Consider the following 21,196-nt stretch of genomic DNA (forward strand, 5'->3'; position numbering starts at 1 on the left):
CGTTACCTCCATTTCAGCTTACCGGTGCGCTGAACCGACTGCCTCCGTGAGCCGTGTGAAGCCGTCGCGGCGCAACCTCTCCAACAGGCCGCGGTTCAGCTCGCGAAGGATCTCCGGCCCCTTATAGATCAATGCCGTATAGATCTCAACCAAGCTGGCGCCTGCGCAAATCTTATCGTATGCGTCGTCGCTATCAAAAATGCCGCCCGCGCCGATAATCGGGAGCTGTCCTCCCGTCTGGCTGTATACGCTGCGGATGACTGCCGTCGACATAGCTGTGACCGGGCGGCCGCTCAGCCCTCCGGCTTCGGCTGCATGAGGATGCGTCAAGCCCTCCCGGCTGAGCGTCGTATTCGTAGCTATAATACCCGAAATCCCGCTTTTGTGAATCGTATCCACCGTATATTCCAACTGCTCTGCCGTCATGTCCGGCGCGATCTTTACCAGGACCGGCTTGGGCGTCTCTCCCCGACGGGCACCCTGAGCGTCCATCTCGCGACGGACGGAATCCAGCAAGGTCTTCAGCTCGTCGCCATGCTGCAGCGCGCGCAGATCGGGTGTATTGGGCGAACTGATATTGACGACAAAAAAATCGCCGTACTCATACAGGACGCGTATGCACGCCATATAATCCTCATGCGCCTGCTCGTTGGGGGTCGCCTTGTTCTTGCCGATGTTGATGGCGATCGGTATCGTCTTCACCCGCCGACGCGAGAGGCTCAGGCGCATCGCTTCCGTCCCGTCGTTGTTGAAGCCCATCCGGTTGATGAGCGCGTCGTCAGGCGGCAAGCGGAACAGCCGCGGCAGCTCGTTGCCTGCCTGGGGTTTGGGGGTTACTGTACCCACTTCCGCAAAGCCGAAGCCGATGCTGGAGAAGCCGTCGACCGACTTCGCATTTTTATCCAGTCCGGCAGCCAGTCCGACCGGCAGCGGGAAGCGCAAACCAAATAAATCCATGGCAAGCTCCGGGACTGGCTCCATGCCATACATCGACTGCAGCAGGCTCAGCATCCCCGGAACTTTACCCGCACTGTGCAGCCCGTCGATCACGAGATGATGAGCCTTCTCCGGGTCCATGCGGAAGAGCGCCGGCTTGGCAATTTTTGAATACAACACGTTCCTTCACTCCGTTTCCTTCGTACCACACGTCATCACTTAAGTTTATCCTTTTCCATGTGAAAAGAAAAGGGTCATATGCCGCAACCGGAGCAGTAACAGCAACACATGCATTGCGGCAATGGCCGAAAACGATTACACTGACATTATAATCAATTGCTAAACTTATCTGGACTCGAAAGGTGGTGTAGTCAGATGGGCGCCAACCGCAGAAAACCGCCTATATTGCCCGGCAAGCCAAAGGAAGAAGGCAACAAAAAAGCCATGATCGTCCTTGGCTCGACATTTGCCGTTATCGTCATCCTCGTCTCCGTCCTGATCATTGTCTCCTGATGTCAGTCCAGCCACCGGTACACCTTGCCGGGATTGGTCTCGTCCTGCCGAGGGGTCAACTGAAAGCGATCCTTGCCGGGCGTCACCAGATCGGGCAGCCCGCCCCGCTGGATCGTTACTGAGGTGCCCAGCGGAACGAGATCATAGAGCTCTTCCACATCAGCTTTACCCATCCTGACACAGCCGAGCGATTGATCCTTGCCGATGCTCGCAGGCTCATCCGTGCCATGGATGGCATACAACGTCCCCGACAAGGTCATGCCCCTGCTTCCGAACTCGCCGTTATTACGGCCGTTCGGATTTTTTACTTTCTCGGTAATCGTAAAGCTGCCCTCCGGCGTCTTGTCACCGCCGAGACCGACCGGATAGCTCCGTACGAGTACATCCCCGCTCAGGACAGCCAGCCGGTACTGCTGCGTGTCCACGACGATGCGCAGCGGCGTCTCGGGCAGCTGCAGCGCCTCCAGCCAGCGTCCCATACCATCAGGGCTCCCCCCGGGGCCGGCTGCTCCCGCCGCTCTTCCCTTCATCTCCTCCAGCAGACGCGGGAACTGGTCCCGCATGCCCGGCGTATCTCCCGAAAGGACATTGGACGGATAGGCGCCGACCAAATCATCCAGCGAATCTGGCCAACTGCCCGCAGACTGTCGATAGTGGTGGATGGCGCTGGCCAGGGTCCACCGCTCCTCCTGCTGCATACGCCACTGCTTCAGCTCCTGCTCGGCTTCCGCCGGACTGGCCGGCTCGCAGCGGCAGGCAGCCGCGTCGTGGAGCTTGACAGCCAGCTCGCCGCCCGAAGGGGAACGTTCCGCAGACATGAGGATTCTGCTCTTGCCCTGCCACACCCGGTATTCCTCCCGTTGTTCGAGCGACACAGCGATCGCTCGACTCTGCGGCTTGCCGCTGCCGTACAGCAGACCGGCGAGCAGCGAGCTGACTGACTGGGGATCGCCTTCCTTGACGAATGCTACCGTCCAATCAGATGACGCCGGCTGATCCTGCATCACCGGTACCGGGTCAACCGGCTCCTCCCTGGCCGGTGCGAGAGCCGTCAAGCCGAGCAGCACGATGATCGTGGCCACTGTGCGGCGCACCGCAGCTCTGCGCTTGCGCTGCCTGATCCACTGCTGGATCGCTTCTTGCTGCTGCAGTACGAGCGGATGCTGCTTGTCCTCGAATGCCTCATAGATATCGCCTGCCTGAATGAAGCAGTAATTGGCTTTGGCGGTTTTGCCCAAGCGGATATATTCCTTGCCAAGCAGATACCAGGCCATTTTGTTGTCCGGATGCTGTTTGACATAATGTTTGAGGTGGATCTGCTCTTCACGTTGATTCACGCCGCCGCCCCTTTCCTTTTATATATTTATATCGGCAGCAAAAACCGCCCGATGTAGGGTCGGGCGGTTGAAAGTTCATTATGACGGCTTAGAACAGCGGATTGCGGAGCAGGACAGAGCGGGAGGATGGCAGCCACTGCACATCGAGTCCCAGCTCTTCTGCGAAGAACCTTACCGGCAGATAGAGCCGGCCTTCCTGTATAAAAGGTGCAGCATTCAAAGTGAATGTCGTTTGTACGCCTGCATCGAGGATCCTGATCGTCACGTCACCCTGATGCAATCGGTAAGTGCGTTCATCCCGTATTACCTCGATCTGCCTGCCGGCCATTTCATATTCGACCTGGTAACCCAGTCGTTCGGCTAGCACCCGAACAGGGACGAACGTGGTGCCGCTGAGGATGATCGGATCGGCATCAGTAGGGATTCTTTCATCGCCGTAGAGCAGCTTGACCCGGCTGTCTCCTGTCAAACCTTCTGGCATCTGGTATGCTGCGAGAAGACGGATCCTGTTATTGCCCGAGTCAGCGATCGCATAAGCACCGTCGCCAAGACTCGCAATATCTGTAGGCACGTTCAGCGCCGCATAGAGGGCCAAGCCATCATCTTTGCCCGTCTCCTCCGGCGTACCTGCTACGGTGTGGACGACCCCATCCTTAAGATAGCGGATGCTGTGGTTGAGCGAGTCTGCGATCAGCAGCCCGCCTTCTGGCGTCAGAGCGAGTCCGCGCGGCGACCGGAAGGCGGCAGTCCCGGCCGGGCCGTCTGCATAACCGCCCTCGGCATAAGCTTCGCCAGTGCCGTAAGCCTGGCTGGTCCCGGCGACTGTCCGTACCGTGCCGGCGCCAAAATCGATATAACGGATCAAATGATTGCCGGTATCGCTGACATAAAGGTTGCCTTGTCCGTCGATGGCCAGTCCGCTCGGTTCATTGAATTTGGCCGCAGCGATCGGACCGTCCGCATAATCCCCTGCTGCTTCTACCGCGCCCGGATAATACTCAATCACTCTAGCTGAAGGAGCGGTAAGGGTCGTTACCCGTCCCTGCTCGATCTTGCGGATGACATGGTTGAGAGTGTCGGCAACGTAGATTATACCTTCTTGCGATACGGCAACGTCCAAAGGTTGATAGAACCTGGCCTCCTGGCCTTCGCCGTCCGCCAGGCCCAGGATACCGTCGCCTGCAAGCGTGGTTACTTGGCCCTGAGGGGTCATCTGACGGATCGCGTGATTGCCCGGATCGGCTATAATGATCGCCCCGGACGGGTCTATGGTCAGTCCGGCGACCGAATCAAAGGCAGCTGATGTGCGGTCTCCGTCATTCCAGGCGCCGAGCAGGCCGCCTTGCTCGTCCTCTCCCAGGTCGAGGCCGACACTGTCCGTGGTCGAAGCTGCTGTCACTTGACGGATGCGATGATTGCCTGTGTCCGCTACGTAGAGCAGACCTTCGCTCGTAGCAGCCAGGCCGGTTGGGGTTCGGAATTCGGCATGTCTGCTAGCCCCGTCCAGCAAACCGATCTCCCCGCTCCCGGCAAGTGTACGAACTTCATAGAGCGGCAACTGCTCCATAAGCGGATCGCCTTGCAGCTCAGCCCCGGATACCCCCCAAGCAGGGAGGGACAGCATGAGCAAAGCGGCCACCGCGCCTTTAAGCAGACGTTTCGAACGTATAGTTAGGTTTGATGTGCTTGTTGTCATAAGCGGCTCCTTAACTAATTGGTTTGGGATGCCAATCTGACATCCAGATGAGATATGTCGATACCTGCAATCGGACGGCCAGCGGCATCAACGGCGATCAGTTCGGCGATGCGGATCGTCTGTACGGCTTCGCCGGAGCCTGTGATCCGGAAGGGCAGCTTCACAACGGATGTTGGCGTATTGATGCTGACTGCCTGTCCGCTATACTTCATAAGCGAGTAATAGAATCCGTCCTCGAACGTATCGTAGCGGTCCACACTGTCGTAAGACGTCCCCGTGCCATTCCCCGGGTGAATCCGGAACAGACCGCCGCCTGTCCGATACGCGAGATCCGTCCTGCCAAACGCTTCTTCGTCAACCCGCAGTCTATCTGCATCATAGGCCAGCCTGAGCTGCAAGCCATAGATGGTCCGGGATCCCGTAAACCCGTTCAGCTCCAGGCCTACCGTAAAGCTCGAACCCGCAATACCGGTATCCGGACTCAGCACCAGTCTCGCGGCAGGCTGGCTTACGACAGGCGGATTCGGGGCCGGGTAGAACGTCGGCCGCTCGGGAGCCGGAGCTTGTTCTTGCTCGCGCAGTTGCTTGTCGCGTTCGAACCGTTCCCGTTCGCTTGCACCCAGTCGATTGAGCAGTTCTTCCGTCGCTCTCTTTTTCGCTTCTTCCTGTGCCTTGCGATTGGCTTCTTCCTGCAGCTTGCGTGCTGCTTCCAGTTTCGCCAGCAGCTCTTGTTGCCGGTCTCTTTCCGCAGCCAGTTTGTCTTTTTCGCGCTGCTTCTGCGCTTCCAGCTGTTTCTTTTTTTCCTGAACCTGATTTAGCTTTTCCTGCTCTTTTGGTGATTTGACGATTTCTTTTGGATCGTCGAGGTTGATCTTGTTCTTGTCGGGCAAGTCCGGATTGACCTCACTTGCGAGCCTGCGCGTTTCCTCCAGACTTAGCTTCTGTTGATTCACTGCTTCTCTGGCAATATTGCCGATCAGGCGGTCCAGGTTATTCAAGACCCGCTCCAGATCAGACGGGCTCTCCAGGAACGGAGGCGGCACATCGCCATTCTGAAGCTTCTGCTTGGTCTGTTCGATGAGACGATCGTTCTCCTCCCCGATCTGGTCAGCAGATCGGATGATCATTTCGATGATCTCGGGACCGGCAGAGGAGACGAATTCCTCGATGTCGATGATCGTGACGAGCTCTTCCGGCTCCTCTCCCGGCAGCAGCGTGATCTGCTGCGAAGGGTAAACTGCGGTATCCGATTTCTTCGAGTTATGCTTGCCCGTCACGATTCCTGAGAGGGGGGTCACTGTCGAAAGTCCCGTAGACGGACTCACGGAGACCAGGAAGTTGGTCCCGCGCACGCCCATGATGGCCGTCGGGGTTTCCAGCTCGAACTGGTCGCTGGCGTTAGAGATGGACTGCACCTTGACCCACAGGGATCCCGCCCAAACATTCATTTTTGTTTTACTGCCCTTGTCATCTTTGAGCTTGGTGAATGTCACCTGTGAATTCTGGGCTATCGTCACGGTATCCTGCGCCGCTTTGCTGTTGGACAACTCAAGCACGACTGACGCGCCCTTGCCGGTAGTGACAGTATCGCCTTCATTTAGCGTCATGTTCTTGAACCCGGTAAACGTCTTGGAACCGCCTGACTTCTTCACATGGACCGTCCCTTTCAACTCCTTGACGATCGCTATCCGTTTGATCTGGGCGGATGTCTCATCCGGCGCGGCCAGCAAGCTGAGCGGCGCAGCTGCCAGTACGAGGACGAGCAGCAGCCGCAGCGCATAGAATCCTTTATTCATCGCATGTATTCCTCCCTTTTACCTTCCTCACCAATCACTGCGTACACCTGAATCGGCTTTTCTTTGCCCTTTACCTTGATCTGTCCCATGTCTTCGGTACGGAACCTGCCCTTGATCCGTTCATACAGGTCGCTGCTGATGACGATTTGGCCGGGCTTGGCGTTTGATTCGAGACGTGCAGCGAGATTGACCGTATCGCCGATGGCAGTATAATCCAATCTCAGTCTCTCCGAGCCGATGTTGCCGACGACAGCAGCGCCGCAGTGAAGGCCGATGCCGAACTTGACTCCGATGCCGTATTTCTCCAGACAGCGCTGTTCCAGCAGATCGGACTGCTCCTTCATCTCCAGCGCGGCTCGTACCGCGTGGGCAGCATGATCCGGCAGGTCGACAGGAGCGCCGAAGATCGCCATTACGCCGTCGCCGATAAACTTGTCCAGTGTACCCTGCGAATTGAACACCGCTTTGGTGCATAGATCCAGATATTCGTTGAGCACGTCGATGACTTCCTCCGGCTGCAACCGCTCCGACATCGGAGTGAATCCCCGGATATCGACGAACATGACGCTGATATCCCTCCGCTGTCCCCCTACTTTGACATCCTGACCGGAAGCCAGCATCTCATCGACGACGCTGCGGGGCACAAAACGCCCAAAGATCGTTGTGACCCGGCTGCGCTCTTTACGTTCATCCATATAATGCGAGACCACCGCCCAGCCCGCTGCCGTCGTCACAGCCAAGACAGGGTAGGTCAAGGAGATGAAGTGGGAAAAGAACTGATAGACGATCAGCCAAGCCGCCGCGTAAGCGACGATAAGCCCGCAATAGAGATACAGCGACGCGCGTCCCGGATAACGCTCAAACAGGAATAACCCGATCAGTGTCAGTCCGAGTATGAGCGAGTAGGTAACAGGCATGCCCGTATCAAAGAAGAAGGCGCCCGCTACGAGCGACTGGACCATATTGGCATGGATCTCTACCCCGAACATCGTCGTCGTGCGGCTCATCGGGGTGTAGAATTCGTCCTGCAGGCCAGCAGCGTAAGGTCCGATCAAGACGACTGCGCCTTCATAGTACTCCGCGGGAATATCGCCTGACCAGACGTCAAAAAAAGACTGCGCGTCATACCCTGTCGAATGGCTCGCCTGCTCTCTGGGCTGGGTAAAGAAATCGATCGTAACCTGGTTTTTGGCGTTGAGCGGGATGGTCTTCCCTCCCCGCTGCCATGCCCCGGTCGCTTCGTCATACCGGATCTGCAGATCCTCTCCCAACAGATGATTGGCCAGCCGTACGCTCATCGCAGGGACCATCTCGCCGTCCGGATCCTGCAGTCCGATCGTCAGCATCCGAACCGCGTTGTCTTTGTCAGGCATGACATTGATATGGGCGGTCTGCTCGAGCGGAGCTGCGATAGTCGGAGCCGGGTAGATGACTGAATGCGTCTCGAGCAGCCCCCTTGCCTCCTGCCGTTCCCTCAATTGGAACACGACCGGCAGATATACGTTCGGATACCGCTGCATCACCTCAGCCATCGCAGCGTCCGCATCCGGATTCTGCCCCGGTTCGGCCAGTACGATATCGAGGAAGACCGCCTCGGCGCCGGCATCGGCCAGCTTGGTGATCAGTTCGGCATAGACGCTGCGATCCCACGGGAATTGCCCGATACGTTCCAACGAATAGTCATCCACTTTGATCATCATGATGTTCGGATGAGGCGCTCGCTGGGCATCGCTTTTAGCTCGCATCAAGTCTCGCAGCGGTGACTCGACGAAGTTCAGCGTACCCCCAGAACCAAGCCCTGCAAGCAGCGACCAGAACAGGGCGATCAATACCCCGGCAGCCCCCGCTCTCATCCATTTTTTGACAGACATAGTTTCCCCCTTATGCTTATGTAATCTAATCTGTCTTTTCTCTCTATTCTAGTCCAGCTTTTCATATATTGGCAATACGAATCATCGAAAAAAACCCTGCTTCGCATAGGAAGCAGGGAGAAAATTGTATAGTTACATATTAAATGGCTCGTCCGCGATCTTAATCGAATCTGTAGGACATCCGTCGGAAGCGTCCTGCAAGTCGTCGAACAGATCTTCTGGAATCTCGGTTACTCCGCGATTGCCGTCGTCTCCATAGATGACTTCAGCGAGACCTTCATCATCATAATCATAGATGTCAGGCGCCGTAGCCCCGCATGCACCGCAAGCAATGCATGTATCCTTCTCAACCCAAGTATACTTACCCATGGTATTTCCCTCCTGTACTCTCTATAAACCCGTTGTGATTTCTCTCACTCATCAATATATAACAATTCCTCATCCAATTGCAAGGATGTCCCGCGAATTCGTCGATTCCGGATGAGCGCCGACGGGTCGTCGCTGAGCATGCCCGCCGTCAGCACGGCATCCTCGCCGTACTTGTCGCGAAGAGCGTCCATCGTCTTGGTCAGGGCCTCTTTGCGCGGCTCTTCCTTATAGTCGAAAAGATCCAGCTGCATGGCAGCCGTCGCTTCAGGCTCCAGATTGTGCAGTGTGATCCCAAGCAGCCGGATCGGCTTGCCTTCCTGCCAGTGACGGTCGTACAGCGCGCAAGCTTCCTTATAAATCCTGTCCGCTGCTGAGGTCGGGGCATCCAGCGTATGCGAGCGGGTGATCGTCTTCATATCGGGCGTGCGGATCGTAATCTGCACTGCCCGGGCGACAAGCTGCTGCCTTCGCATCCGCCTCGCAGTCTGGTCCGCGAGATTCAGCAGCACCGTGCACACCTGCTCCCTCGTCTTCACGTCCTTGGGCAAGGTGGTCGTATGACCGACTGACTTGCTGGGCTCGCGTACCTCCTTTACCTCCGAATGATCGATACCATGCGCGGCCTGCAGCAGCCAGGAGCCCATCACGCCGAAGGCTCTGTTCAATTGTGTCTCGTCGGCCGCAGCCAGCTGTCCGATCGTATGCAGGTTCATCCGCTTCAGCTTCTCAGCGGTCTTGCGGCCGATGCCGAACAGCATCTCGCACGGTTCGTGCCAGAGCGTCGCCGGCACGTCCCGCAGACGCAGGACGGTAAGTCCGCCAGGTTTCTTCATATCAGAAGCTATCTTGGCCAACAGCTTGTTGGGCGCAACTCCGATCGAGCAAGGAAGCGACCACTCGGTAGCGATCCGGCTCTGGATCAGCGAGGCGATCTCCAGCGGCGTGCCAAACGCTTTGGAGCCGGTTATATCCATATAGCACTCGTCGATAGAGACAGCCTGGACGAGCGGCGTGTATTGCCTGGCAATGCTCATGAAACCCCGGGAATATTTGCGGTACAGATCAAAATCAGGCTTGATCAATGTCAGATCGGGACATAGCCGCAGACCTTCGCGCACGGTCATGCCTGTCCGCACCCCTCTGGCCCTGGCCGCGTAAGAGCTGGTGACGATGATTCCCTTGCGCAGCTCCACGCTGCCGGCGACAGCCGTCGGTCTGCCTTTATACAGCGCGGGCTCTTCTGCCTCATGGACGGAACAGTAGAAGGCATTCATATCCAGATGCAGGATGACCCGCCCCTTGGCCGGGTAGTGGTCGCTTGTCGTCTTCATTTAACTTAGGCGCGATGCCCGCTGATCAGTAATAGCCATCATGCAGCATCTCCCTTGCAGAAGTAGTCAAGGTGAAACGGCTGTCGCCGTGTGCTTACGAAGCCAGTTTTGCTTCGCAAAACTCTGAGCGCAGCGCGTTTCATTCCATAGAATTCTAAGCTGAGTATGAATGTGAAACTTATACTTTCTTAGAATTTCAAAAAAGACCGCTGTCCCTTAAGCATACCCCCTGCCCCGCCCCAGGTCAATCCTGCAGTATATGCAAAAAACATACCCTGCGCCAGGCTTTGATGTTATAATAGGAAATTATGACTTTGTATTGGATTGCATAAAGGAGGACGCGTCCCGCATGACCAACCAGATCTCGATTTTTGATACGACTCTGCGAGATGGCACACAGGGCGAAGGCATCAGCCTGTCGGCTGACGACAAGATCAAAATCGCCAAAAAACTGGATACGCTAGGTGTCCATTATATAGAAGGAGGCAACCCCGGCAGCAACAGCAAAGACATTGAATTTTTCAGCCGGGTCCAGACGCTCGGGCTGTCGGCGAAGATTACGGCCTTCGGAAGCACGAGAAGGAAAAACAGCGTTGCCGAGCAGGACAGCAGTCTGCTGCGCATCGTCGAGTCCGGCGTGCAAGCCGCGACGCTTGTCGGCAAGTCATGGGATTTCCATGTCCATACGGCGCTGCAGACGACGCTGGAGGAGAATCTGGCGATGATCTTCGACTCCTTTGCCTTCCTCAAGCACAAAGGCATGGAGGCCATCTATGATGCCGAGCATTTCTTCGACGGGTACAAGCATAACCCCGAGTACGCGCTAGCCGCTCTGCTCAAAGCCCAAGAGGCGGGAGCTGATTGGATCGTGCTCTGCGATACGAACGGCGGCACGCTGCCCTCCGAGATCCATGAGATCGTCTCCCGAGTAAGGGACGAGCTGACAGCCCCGATCGGCATTCATACCCACAATGACTGTGAACTGGCCGTAGCTAATACGCTGGCTGCCGTCGGTGCAGGTGCCCGACAGGTTCAAGGCACGATCAACGGCTACGGCGAACGGTGCGGCAACGCCAATCTATGCTCGATTATCCCGAATCTGCAGATCAAGATGGGCTATGACTGCATCTCCGATGAGCAGTTGTCCCAGCTCACCAATGTCGCGCGGACGATTACCGAGATCGCCAACGTGCAGATGCCTGTCGGCCAGCCCTATGTCGGCAATGCTGCATTCGCTCACAAGGGCGGCATCCACGTCTCAGCGATCATGAAGGATGCCAAGACCTACGAGCATATCGAGCCGGAGCTGGTCGGCAACAAGCAGCGTATCCTCGTCTCGGAGCTGGCGGGGCAGAGCAATATCATCTCCCGGGCCCAGGAGATGGGGCTGGATGTAAGCACCAACAACGAGAAGACCAGACAGATCATGGATCAGATCAAGGAGCTCGAGCATCAAGGTTATCAGTTCGAGGGTGCTGACGCGTCGCTGGAGCTGCTGCTTAGAGAAGCCTTTGGCGAGCCGAAGGAAATCTTCAAGCTGGAGTCCTTCAAGATGATCGTCGAGAAGACCGGCGCTCAGATGGTGTCCGAAGCCATCGTCAAGATCAATGTCGACGGTCAGACCGTCTATACCGTTGCCGAGGGCAATGGCCCGGTCAATGCGCTTGACAATGCGCTGCGCAAAGCCTTGATGCAGTATTACCCCGGTATTATGGATATCACGCTGTCCGACTACAAAGTGCGCGTCATGGACGAGAATGACGCAACGGCGGCCAAGGTACGCGTCCTGATCGAATCCACGGACTACCATAATAAATGGAGCACGGTCGGCGTTTCCAGCAATATCATCGAAGCGAGCTGGGAAGCGCTCGTGGACAGCATCCGCTACGCGTTATTCCACTCGACCAAGGTCGAACCCGCTCCAAGCGGCGAACGCGAGCGGATCGGGCTGATCAACCACTGATTGTCCTCAAAAATAGACAAAACAAAGAAATGGCGGTGCCAGGGTTTGTTGCCTGCGCCGCCATTTCTGACTTTCAAACTGTGCCGAACACCACTTACGACCACTTGTCGATCAACTGCTCCCACTCTGCTTTGGAGATCACGCCGGTTACCCGCTCCCGGATGATGCCTTCGGCATCAATGAGCAGCGTGCTCGGAAATTGTCCGATTTTATACATTTCCACAGCTTTGCCTTCCCGGTCCATCAAAATCGGAAACGTCAGACCGAAGTTGTCTACAAACTCCCGGGCCTGCCGTTCTTTATCGTACTTGGTGGCGTTGATCGCGTACAGGTCGATCCTATCGCCATGCTCCTCATGCAGCGCCTGCAGGTCAGGTGCCTCCAGCTCGCACGGTCCGCACCAGGATGCCCAGAAATTGAGCAAGAGCAGCTTGTCCCGCTCCCCGGCAACGGTCACCGGATGATCCTCCAGATTGGGCAGATCCAATACAGGGGCGGCGTTGCCCGTCTTTGGTTTCGTATCCTCCGACTGCTGGGCGATCACGGATTGATGTCCAACATTCTGGTAGATGACGACACCCGTCAACACGACCAGGACAGCGATAACCAGCCACGTCCGTTTCATGATAACACCTCTCATCTCATCCGTAGTCCTTCTTAAGATAGTACCATGTCCAAGAATGGCTTCTCAACATCAAGGACACAATAACATCGTCGATATTGTGACCGAAATCATGATTCTCAAAAGGAGTTGCATAAACAGTGGGCTTCGTTAAATCCAAACGGCTTTGGCTGCCTGACAATGTAACGAACGACCCTGCCGGCAAGAAGGAAGCCAAGTCTGCCAATTCCACGGGAGGCTCATCCGGAGGGAAATGGAAGGAATATATCGCTCTGGCCAGTGTCCCTATGGTCCTGGTGCTGGGCAACTCCATGCTGGTGCCGATCCTGCCCGATATGGTCAATCGTATGGGAATCAGCAAATTCCAATCCAGCCTGATTATAACTTTATTCTCGGTTACAGCCGCCATTTTCATACCCGTTGCCGGTTATTTGTCCGACCGCCTTTCGCGAAAGGCCGTGATCCTGCCTGCTTTGGCCTTATACGGCATCGCTGGTATCGTGGCTGGTCTGGGAGCGCTCTGGGGCTCGTATGCAATCGTCATTACAGCCAGAGCATTCCAGGGCCTGGGTGCCGCAGGAACTGCTCCCATCGCGATGGCGCTGGTCGGCGACAAATACAAAGACGGCCAGGAAAGCGAAGCGCTTGGATTGATCGAAGCCGCCAACGGCACAGGCAAGGTTATCAGTCCGATTCTCGGTTCCTTGTTGGCCCTGATCGTCTGGTATGCGCCGTTTTTTGCTTTTCCACTATTTTGCGCCTTGTCGCTGGCGGCGATGATCTGGATGATCAAGGAGCCTGATGCCGACCGCAACAAACAAGCCATTGGCGAGTATGCGCGGCAGATCGGGACGATCTTCCGAAAGCAGGGACATTGGCTTATCCCGGCTTTTCTTGTCGGCTCACTTGCCCTGTTCACTTTGTTCGGCGTACTCTTCTTCCTCTCGGATCTGCTGGAGAAGGCTCCGCATCATATCGACGGGGTCGCCAAAGGCGGCGTGCTTGCTATCCCGCTGCTCGGTCTGGTGCTAACCGCTTATATCTCAGGGAAACTGATCAAGACGAACGGCAAACGCATGAGAGTGTTCATGATCGTTGGCATGGCGGCCATGACCTCTTCGCTCGCTGCTGCCATCTTTCTTTACGGCAACTTGTATGTGCTCATTGCCCTCCTGACGGTAAGCAGTATTGGTACGGGTCTGCTGCTGCCCTGCTTGAACACGCTGATCATCGGTTCAGTGGAGCGCAAGCATCGGGGGATGATTACTTCATTATACAGTAGCCTCCGTTTCTTCGGCGTTGCTCTGGGGCCGCCGCTCTTCGGCTGGCTGACTGACCGATCCCAGACCCTGTTGTTCTCTGTTGTCGCTGTGCTGGCCTTGGGGGCGCTCATCATGATCTGTATGAGTGTCAAGCCGCCAGCCAAAGCAGGAGATGCTGCATGAAGCCGGTCGAAGAAGGTATAGCCCTCTCAGAGGATATAAGCTATACTCAGAGGTACTTGAGATCGGAGAGGTGTAGCCCTTGAAGGCAGCGGAATTTCCTGATGAGATCTGCCGGATTACTGCAGCAGCCGTGCAGCAGATGACGGCTTGCGCCCTATCTGCCTATCCGCTGGAAGCCTGCGGGGTGCTGTTGTCCGGCACGTCCTCCCGCATTGAATCGGCAGTCCCGATCCGCAACGGCAGCCGGCATCCCGAACGCAGTTTTTCTTTTGACCCGGAGCAATGGATACCCATCTATTATGCAGCACAAAAAAACCAACAGATTGTGGTTGGTTTTTTTCATTCGCATCCTCACGGCAGTCCCGAGCCCTCCGCTGCGGACTATGCCGGTCTGCCTCCGGCATTCGCCGGCGTGTATTGCATCGTCTCTCTGGAAGACGAATCACCCAGGGTGCATGCCTACAGGGGGATCTCAGGGAGGCTCAGTCCGCTAGTGCTTGCTCAAATAGGCATATAAGTCAGCCAAAGTGACGATATTGCGGGACAATATAATCGCCAGATACTTTTGCCACAGCTCAGCAGTCATCAAGGAGTCTTCCAAGGCATGATGACGCTGAGTGACAGGCACGCCATAGCTATCCAGCAGCTCATCCAGCCCATACGAACCCCGCCCCGGCTCAAGCCATTTGGACACCATCATCGTATCGAGCACCCGATGTGTCAGATTGACTTTGGAGGTGCGCCAAAGCGCGGCATTGAGAAACTGCTTGTCATGACTGCTGCCATGAGCGATCAGCACGCGCTTGCCGACAAACTCCATGAAGTCATGTAGCACCTGCATCAGATCGGGTGCTGTCTCCGCCATTTCATTGGTTATTCCTGTCAATGCCGTTATATGCTTGGGCACCTTTCGATTAGGATTAACCAGACTATAAAAGGTTTTGTCACGCTCTATTCGATCGCCACGCAGCACGACGCCGCCTACCGAGATAATTTCGTCTCCATTATAAGGGTAAAAACCGGTTGTCTCCAGATCGAAGACAACCAGCTCCAGCTCCTTGAGCGGAGCGTCCATGATGGACAGCTTCCGCTGCTCTTTAGTCACCGATCGGATGAATGCCATCTGCTGGGCGTTTTGCGCACCCATCATGGAAGCAATGGCTGGCGTAAGTCCGCCCATTTTATACAGATTCCACATTCGTCCGACGCCTTTCGGGTGTTCTTTCATTGCTCTCGCCTCCGCCTAGCCTTACCTTAGCTTGCGTGTGATTTGCCTCGATACGCTGCGCTGCAGCCGCTTCCCTACGCGTAGTCCCTGCTTCAGTTGTTCGGTCAATGTCTTGTCCAGCCTCTGCCGGGACAGCATTCCGTTACTGGAATATAAGCCGTCCTCCTGCTGTTTCATCGTCAAGAGCCTGAAGGTGAGAAAGGATCGAAACGCCTCCTGCAGCAGTTCGGACTGCTCGCTGCTGATAATGCCTGCAGCTTCCAGATCGCGCAGTCTTTTCAGAGTGGAGGTGCTGCGCACACCGCTCTGAATAGCCATCATCCGGATCGCGTTGACCATCGGTATATACGCGCCATATTTGATGTCCACACTGCCTGCTTCCTCACCGTATTGTTCCTTCAGCAGTTGTCCGAACAAACCAAGCAATACCTTATGACGCATCGTGTTATCCAGCATCCGCCTTACGATACGCGGATGGGCCAGCATATCCGAGAAAAAATGGTCCTTTAAACGGCTGTGCAGTTGTTCTTCGCCATACACCATTCTGGCATCAGCTACAATGAGCAAATAGCGAACCTCTTCGAACTCGGCCTCTGCAAACCAACCCTCCAGCTTCCGGACCCAGTTGGTCATCGAGTCGCACCATAACGGATTGGAGCTGATCACATTGCCTTCGCAGGGCGGATAGCCGACCTTCTGCAGATTCTCTACTACCAACGAGCCAAACAAGGCAAAATAATGCTGTACCGCTTCAGCCTCCTGTTCCTGTGGCGGGTCTTCGTATAGAATGCCGCTGTCCTGATCGCTGGACAACGTCTGCTCTTCCCTGCCTCCGCTTCCGAACAATAAATAAGCATATGGCACGGGGGGAGAACCGTTCCCCTGCCGTGCCATATCTGCTTCTGTAAGCTTCATGACGCGCCGGATCAGCGCGTCATGAACTTCATTTAATGCCTCATAGAATTGTTCGACTGGCATGGAGGAGAGCAGAGCTTCCATCCGCTCGTGCGCTTGATCTCTAAGTCTGCGCAGTTCGGGATAGTCTTCGGCCGTTCCGATACGACTCAGGAGTTGCTCTCCTGACGGATCACTCATGCCGCTCTCCCCTTCATGTTGTTCTTTCTTTAGAAGCGTGGTGAAAATTAGGCCTACGTTGTGCGGATCGTCCTTCCGATCGCTGTGGTTCCCAGAATTCTTTAATCATAACCTCGGGTTGAGGTTGAATTCCGGGAACAGTGTATGCTTCCGAAGCTAGCTTTTCTGCGAAAAGCTTTCAGGCGAACGCTTCAACGCTTTCTGCAAGAAAGCGACTTCGAAAGCATACGCCCTTCTCCAGGACAATTCCGCCCCACTTCCGGCACTTTTTCACCAATCTTTTAGACTGCCCTCACAATAGGGCCTCAGTAACGGATCGTTCTTCCTTTATCAGGCCCTGGCACCTTTGAGGGGCTAAGCGTTCAGGTTTGTTCCTTTTTTCATTTGCTCAGGGTAACCGTAAGCGCCGTGCTCGCTGAGGTCAAGACCAATGATCTCTTGCTCTTCCGAGACGCGGAAGCCCATAACCGACTTGATGATGGCCAGGACGATGAAGGATGCGATAAACACGAATGCGCCGCATACAACAACTGACAGGAATTGAACCCACAGCTGTTCCCAGCCGCCGCCGTAGAACAAGCCCGCACGACCAACACCATTATACTCTACAAGCTCAGGCGTAGCGAACAAACCGTTGGCCAGCGTACCCAGGACACCTGCCGCACCATGGACGGACAAGGCGAAGATCGGATCGTCGATTTTCATTTTCTCGAAGAACTTCATGCTGAAGAATACGAACACGCCAGCAACGAGACCGATGACGACTGCTGCCCAAGGCTCAACGAATGCACAAGATGCAGTGATAGCGACCAGACCTGCAAGCGCACCGTTCAGCATAGTAGTGATGTCAGCTTTGCCAAGCACGATCCAGGTGATGAGCATTGCAGCTACCGCACCGGCTGCTGCACCCAATTGGGTGTTGAACGCTACGAAGCCGAAGAAGCCATCGTCGACGCCAAGCGCGCTGCCTGCATTGAATCCGAACCAGCCGACCCACAGGAGCAGTACTGCCAGTGCGGTGAACACTTGGTTGTGACCAAGGATCTGGTTAGCCGAGCCGTCTTTGTTATATTTGCCGATCCTTGGCTTCAGCAGGATGGTAGCTGCCAAAGCTGCCATTGCACCAGACAAGTGAACGACCGTCGATCCGGCAAAGTCTTGTGCGCCGTCCTCAGCCAGGAAGCCGCCGCCCCAGATCCAGTGAGCCACGACCGGGTAGATGAAGCCTACGAATACTACCGTAAAGATTAAGTAAGATGACAGCTTTGCACGTTCTGCAAACCCGCCCCATGCAATCGACAGCGAGATGACTGCGAATGCGGCCTGGAATACCCAGAAGAGCGAGGATGGAACAACATCGTCAGTGATCGTCATCGAAGGGGTGTAGAAGAAATCTCCGAGGCCATGAACAGATTGCCGTTCTCTCCAAACGCAAAACCATAACCAACTGCCCAAAACATAAGGGAACCGAGGCCGACCGTGAAGATTGTCTTACCGGCGACGTGACCGGCATTCTTCATTCTTGTCGAACCGGCTTCCAGCAGGATGAAGCCCCCTTGCATGAGGATGACCAGAATCGCTGCTACCATCACCCACAGCAGATTGACGCCGAGCAGCACCGAGCTCGCGGTTGGCTCCGAGGCAAAGGCCATTGCAGGGAATAATAATAGCAACCCACCTAATGAACTTATGACTTTCTTGACCACAATGACCACTCCTTTAGTGTGATGTTTCCTAACAGTTCAGGAAAGACTTAATGTCATTATAGTCAGAGAAGGGTCATTTGACAATACACTTTTTAAAAATTTACAAAAAAAAAGGCTCAAAACTCTAACGTTCGGGAGTTTTCACGCCTTTAATGTTAAGTTTTAGAACGCTTTTCAAATAAAAACGCGATTGTCAAGACTTAATTCTTCGTTTTTTGCCCTGGAATAGGAGATATGTACTAGAGCTTCCACCACCCCTTTGTTTAGAGTTTTTAACAAATGTAAGCTTTTCTTCACAGCATCGTAACAATCGTCAAAGCATAACGTTTGACTGTATACTTCTTGATTAGGTATCATATAGTTATAAGAAGAAAGTTCATTGCTTTAATTAGGTAAGTATGCGAGGAAAGAAGGTGAACCCAATGGGGATATAGCATTGTACCGCATCGGAGAACTGGCCAAAAAAGCCAATGTCAGCTCCCGCACCGTCGATTTTTACACCTCGATCGGCTTGCTCGTTCCGGAGAGGCGCTCGGCCAAAAATTACCGGCTGTACAGCGATGAAACTTTGCTCCGGCTGCAGCGTATTGAACAGATGAAAAAAGAAAAATATACATTGGAAGAGATCAAGACCAGTCTGGACCAGTGGAGCAAGGTCTCCCCCGAAGAACAGGTGTCCCAGAAGCTCTCCGATCTGCAGCTCCATCTCGAGCAGCTGCAGCGCGAAGTGAGGGAGCTGGAGCCCGTTATCGAGCAGCTCAAGCCGCAGCAGGCCCGGCATATGGTCAAGCAGCTGATGCCGCAGACAGCAGCCTGCATGGAAGCTCTGATGTTCCTGCTGGGCAAAGGTCCTCTAATGTAAGATTTAACTCAAAAAGGAGGCTTGTGCCAAATGTTGTTCTTTCACCCGATGGATTTTCTCATTATTATTGCGTTTGGTATTTCATTGTGGGCTCAGTTCCGAGTGAAAAGCACCTTCAATAAATGGACGCAAGTGTCCGCCTCCAGCGGCCTCACCGGCTACCAGGCTGCGCGGCGGATGCTGGATAACAACGGTCTGCATGATGTCCAGATCGAGCCGGTCCAGGGCCGTCTGACGGATCATTACGACCCGATGAACCGCGTTGTCAGACTGTCAGAGCCGGTATATTATGAGGGCTCGATCTCTGCCATCTCGGTAGCCTGCCACGAGGTCGGACATGCGATCCAGCACGCCAACAGCTATCCGATGCTGGTGCTGCGCCACAAGATGTTCCCGGTCGTCAACCTGGTATCCGGCATCGCGCCGTTCCTGCTGATCGCAGGGATCCTTTTTCAGGCCACCGGACTTATCGGTATCGGTATCGTATTCTTCTCAGCTGCTGTGCTGTTCCAGCTCGTGACACTGCCGGTCGAGTTCAACGCCAGCAGCCGCGCCCGCGATCTGATGATCTCCGAAGGCTTCATCCGCTCCGAGGAAGAAGGCGGCGTCGCCAAGGTGCTGAACGCAGCTGCATTGACTTACGTAGCCGCTGCTCTGATCTCGCTCCTGGAGCTGCTGAAGTTTGTAATGATCTTCGCCTCTAACCGAGAATAACGGGAACGGCTGTCGCCGTCAATAAAAAGCCCGCTTGCGCGTCTATACGATGCAAGCGGGCTTTTGGTAATGGTTGGCAGATCGAGCACATCAACGCTCGTGTTCCCGTGGCTTGTCCGCAAAGTATTGCAGCAAAAATGTCTGGAACGCCTTGGCGACCAGCGGCAGCTTCTGATGCGAGCGCTGGATCAGTCCGATCGTACGCGTCACCTGCGGACCGTGCACCGCTACTTTGGCAGGCTGCAGACGGTCGGAGGAGTACAACGCCATCTCAGGCAGCAGACTAACCCCCATCCCGGCAGCGACGAGTCCGCGGATCGTCTCGGTCTCCTCGCCCTCGAAGCTGATCTGCGGCGTAAAACCAGCCGCCAGGCAGGCTTCCCAGACGATCGGACGCAACGAGTAGCCTTCGCTGAACAGCACAAAGGGCTCGTCCCTCAGCTGCTCCAGCCGGATCGAGGCCTCTCCCGCGAAACGGTGGCCCGGCGGCAGTACGGCATACAGCTCTTCCGTGAGCAGAACCGCACCGCACACCTGTTCATGCATCTCGGGAAATGGAGAGATAAAGGCCAGATCGATATCCCCCTTGAGAAGCTCGCTGATCAAGGACGGATACATCCCCTGCTTGAAGCGAAACTTGACATGGGGATACCGCTTGCGGAATTCGGCCACAACCTCGGGCACCAGTTGGATCCCCAGACTGTGCGGGAACCCGATCCGGATCTCGCCGCGTTCGGGATCCATGAATTCATGGACCTCGACCACCGCCCGCTCCAGATCGCCGAGAATGTGTTCGAGCCGCTTCAGGAAAAGCTGTCCGACCGGGGTCAGCTGCACATTCCTCCCCTTCTGGATGAATAGCTGCAAGCCCAGCTCCTCCTCCAGCTGCCTGATCTGCCGGCTCACCGCCGATTGCGCTACATGCAGCGCCTCCGCCGCTTTGGTCACATGCTCCAGCCTGGCCACTTTGACGAAGTAGTACAGCTGTCTCAACTCCATAGCTGTTCCTCTCTATCTCCGCCGCTGCAGCAGGCCGTATAGTGCGAAGCCGGCAAAGCCGCCGCCGACATGCGCCATCAGGTCAATCCGACTGATAAAGATGGACATCAACACCCCGATCACCAGAATCGTGATCACCGTCTTCCTCGAAGCCTCATCCAGTTTGTTGCGCTGCAGCAGGACGATATGGAGGAACGCACCAAACACGCCGTAGATGGCTCCGGAGGCGCCGGCTGATACACCAAATCGCACGGAATCATCATACAACACCAGGCTTAAGAAACTGCCGGCAATCCCGCTAAGAATGTAAAACGCAAAGTAACGGACATGTCCGAGCAGACGTTCCAGCGGCGGCGCAAACACTAGCAGAGAAAAACAATTAAATAGCAGATGTTGCCAGCCGATGTGCAGGAACATCGCGCTTAAATAACGCCACGGCTCCGCCAAACCGAAGGGATCTATAGACGGAGCCTTGATAAAGGCCCCCCAACGCAACAGATTGAGCGTGTTCATTGACCCTCCGGTCAGCTCCAAAATTGCAAACATGACGAGATTGATCGCCAGCAGCACAGAGGTGACGGGGTAAAACTTCAAATACGAGCGAAAGCTCTCATAACGCAAAAATATCAACGGGACGCCTCCTTTGTACATGCCATACAGATTGGACAAGGGTCTTGGCTTACGATTATAATGAATGGGGTAATCCAATACTT

At 55.3% G+C, this 21,196-nt stretch carries 18 protein-coding genes and 1 pseudogene; 6 read left to right on the top strand and 13 right to left on the bottom strand.

Annotated elements, in window-relative coordinates:
• Positions 1-18 precede the first annotated feature (18 nt).
• Positions 19-1,116 carry a quinone-dependent dihydroorotate dehydrogenase gene (locus ABC336_RS03310; protein WP_413237307.1) on the bottom strand — a complete coding sequence of 366 codons (1,098 nt, stop codon included), beginning with the start codon at positions 1,114-1,116 and terminating at the stop codon, positions 19-21.
• Between the two features lie 195 nt (positions 1,117-1,311).
• Between ABC336_RS03310 and ABC336_RS03315 the strand changes: the two genes are divergently transcribed.
• A complete protein-coding gene (locus ABC336_RS03315) occupies positions 1,312-1,449 on the top strand; it encodes a hypothetical protein (RefSeq protein ID WP_413237308.1) in 138 nt (45 codons plus the stop codon).
• A gap of 2 nt (positions 1,450-1,451) precedes the next feature.
• On the opposite strand, the gene ABC336_RS03320 is transcribed toward ABC336_RS03315, so the two are convergent.
• The 6 genes from ABC336_RS03320 to ABC336_RS03345 all read right to left on the bottom strand — a co-directional run bounded on the left by ABC336_RS03320 (position 1,452) and on the right by ABC336_RS03345 (position 9,849).
• On the bottom strand, positions 1,452-2,786 hold the full coding sequence (locus ABC336_RS03320) for a L,D-transpeptidase (RefSeq protein ID WP_413237309.1): 1,335 nt from the start codon (positions 2,784-2,786) through the stop codon (positions 1,452-1,454).
• Positions 2,787-2,874: 88 nt separating this feature from the next.
• Positions 2,875-4,482, bottom strand: coding sequence for a stalk domain-containing protein (locus ABC336_RS03325; protein WP_413237310.1), 1,608 nt, complete (start codon positions 4,480-4,482; stop codon positions 2,875-2,877).
• Between the two features lie 14 nt (positions 4,483-4,496).
• Positions 4,497-6,278, bottom strand: coding sequence for a FecR domain-containing protein (locus ABC336_RS03330; RefSeq protein WP_413237311.1), 1,782 nt, complete (start codon positions 6,276-6,278; stop codon positions 4,497-4,499).
• The gene (locus ABC336_RS03335) at positions 6,275-8,149 is read right to left on the bottom strand and encodes a CHASE2 domain-containing protein (RefSeq protein WP_413237312.1); all 1,875 of its coding nucleotides are present in this window, start codon (positions 8,147-8,149) and stop codon (positions 6,275-6,277) included. The genes ABC336_RS03330 and ABC336_RS03335 overlap by 4 nt, the downstream gene beginning before the upstream one ends.
• A gap of 132 nt (positions 8,150-8,281) precedes the next feature.
• Positions 8,282-8,518, bottom strand: a complete 237-nt coding sequence (locus tag ABC336_RS03340) for a ferredoxin (protein WP_413237313.1) — start codon at positions 8,516-8,518, stop codon at positions 8,282-8,284.
• A gap of 44 nt (positions 8,519-8,562) precedes the next feature.
• Positions 8,563-9,849, bottom strand: coding sequence for a DNA polymerase IV (locus ABC336_RS03345; protein WP_413237314.1), 1,287 nt, complete (start codon positions 9,847-9,849; stop codon positions 8,563-8,565).
• Positions 9,850-10,198: 349 nt separating this feature from the next.
• Here ABC336_RS03345 and cimA point away from each other — a divergent pair, with 349 nt between their 5' ends.
• A complete protein-coding gene (gene cimA, locus ABC336_RS03350; RefSeq protein ID WP_413237315.1) occupies positions 10,199-11,812 on the top strand; it encodes a citramalate synthase in 1,614 nt (537 codons plus the stop codon).
• A 94-nt stretch (positions 11,813-11,906) separates the two neighbouring features.
• On the opposite strand, the gene ABC336_RS03355 is transcribed toward cimA, so the two are convergent.
• Positions 11,907-12,437: a TlpA family protein disulfide reductase gene (locus ABC336_RS03355; protein WP_413237316.1), complete on the bottom strand. Its 531-nt coding sequence runs from the start codon at positions 12,435-12,437 to the stop codon at positions 11,907-11,909.
• Between the two features lie 137 nt (positions 12,438-12,574).
• Between ABC336_RS03355 and ABC336_RS03360 the strand changes: the two genes are divergently transcribed.
• On the top strand, positions 12,575-13,879 hold the full coding sequence (locus ABC336_RS03360) for an MFS transporter (RefSeq protein WP_413237317.1): 1,305 nt from the start codon (positions 12,575-12,577) through the stop codon (positions 13,877-13,879).
• 79 nt (positions 13,880-13,958) lie between these two features.
• Positions 13,959-14,396: a M67 family metallopeptidase gene (locus ABC336_RS03365; protein WP_413237318.1), complete on the top strand. Its 438-nt coding sequence runs from the start codon at positions 13,959-13,961 to the stop codon at positions 14,394-14,396.
• Here ABC336_RS03365 and ABC336_RS03370 read toward each other — a convergent pair.
• The 3 genes and pseudogenes from ABC336_RS03370 to ABC336_RS03380 form a co-directional block, all read right to left on the bottom strand.
• Positions 14,370-15,107, bottom strand: a complete 738-nt coding sequence (locus ABC336_RS03370) for an exonuclease domain-containing protein (RefSeq protein WP_413237319.1) — start codon at positions 15,105-15,107, stop codon at positions 14,370-14,372. The genes ABC336_RS03365 and ABC336_RS03370 overlap by 27 nt on opposite strands.
• Before the next feature lie 21 nt (positions 15,108-15,128).
• Positions 15,129-16,202, bottom strand: a complete 1,074-nt coding sequence (locus ABC336_RS03375) for a DUF294 nucleotidyltransferase-like domain-containing protein (protein WP_413237320.1) — start codon at positions 16,200-16,202, stop codon at positions 15,129-15,131.
• A 354-nt stretch (positions 16,203-16,556) separates the two neighbouring features.
• Positions 16,557-17,854, bottom strand: a pseudogene (locus ABC336_RS03380) (ammonium transporter).
• Between the two features lie 484 nt (positions 17,855-18,338).
• Here ABC336_RS03380 and ABC336_RS03385 point away from each other — a divergent pair.
• Together ABC336_RS03385 and ABC336_RS03390 are read left to right on the top strand one after the other, a co-directional pair.
• Positions 18,339-18,770: a MerR family transcriptional regulator gene (locus ABC336_RS03385; protein ID WP_413242429.1), complete on the top strand. Its 432-nt coding sequence runs from the start codon at positions 18,339-18,341 to the stop codon at positions 18,768-18,770.
• Positions 18,771-18,800: 30 nt separating this feature from the next.
• Complete coding sequence (locus tag ABC336_RS03390) at positions 18,801-19,484, top strand: zinc metallopeptidase (protein ID WP_413237321.1); 684 nt, start codon at positions 18,801-18,803, stop codon at positions 19,482-19,484.
• Positions 19,485-19,574: 90 nt separating this feature from the next.
• On the opposite strand, the gene gltC is transcribed toward ABC336_RS03390, so the two are convergent.
• Positions 19,575-20,483, bottom strand: coding sequence for a glutamate biosynthesis transcriptional regulator GltC (gene gltC / locus ABC336_RS03395; RefSeq protein WP_413237322.1), 909 nt, complete (start codon positions 20,481-20,483; stop codon positions 19,575-19,577).
• A gap of 12 nt (positions 20,484-20,495) precedes the next feature.
• On the bottom strand, positions 20,496-21,113 hold the full coding sequence (locus tag ABC336_RS03400; protein WP_413237323.1) for a rhomboid family intramembrane serine protease: 618 nt from the start codon (positions 21,111-21,113) through the stop codon (positions 20,496-20,498).
• Positions 21,114-21,196: the final 83 nt, after the last annotated feature.

The sequence above is a fragment of the Paenibacillus jepli genome, assembly GCF_047238105.1.
Lineage (GTDB): Bacteria > Bacillota > Bacilli > Paenibacillales > Paenibacillaceae > Paenibacillus_D.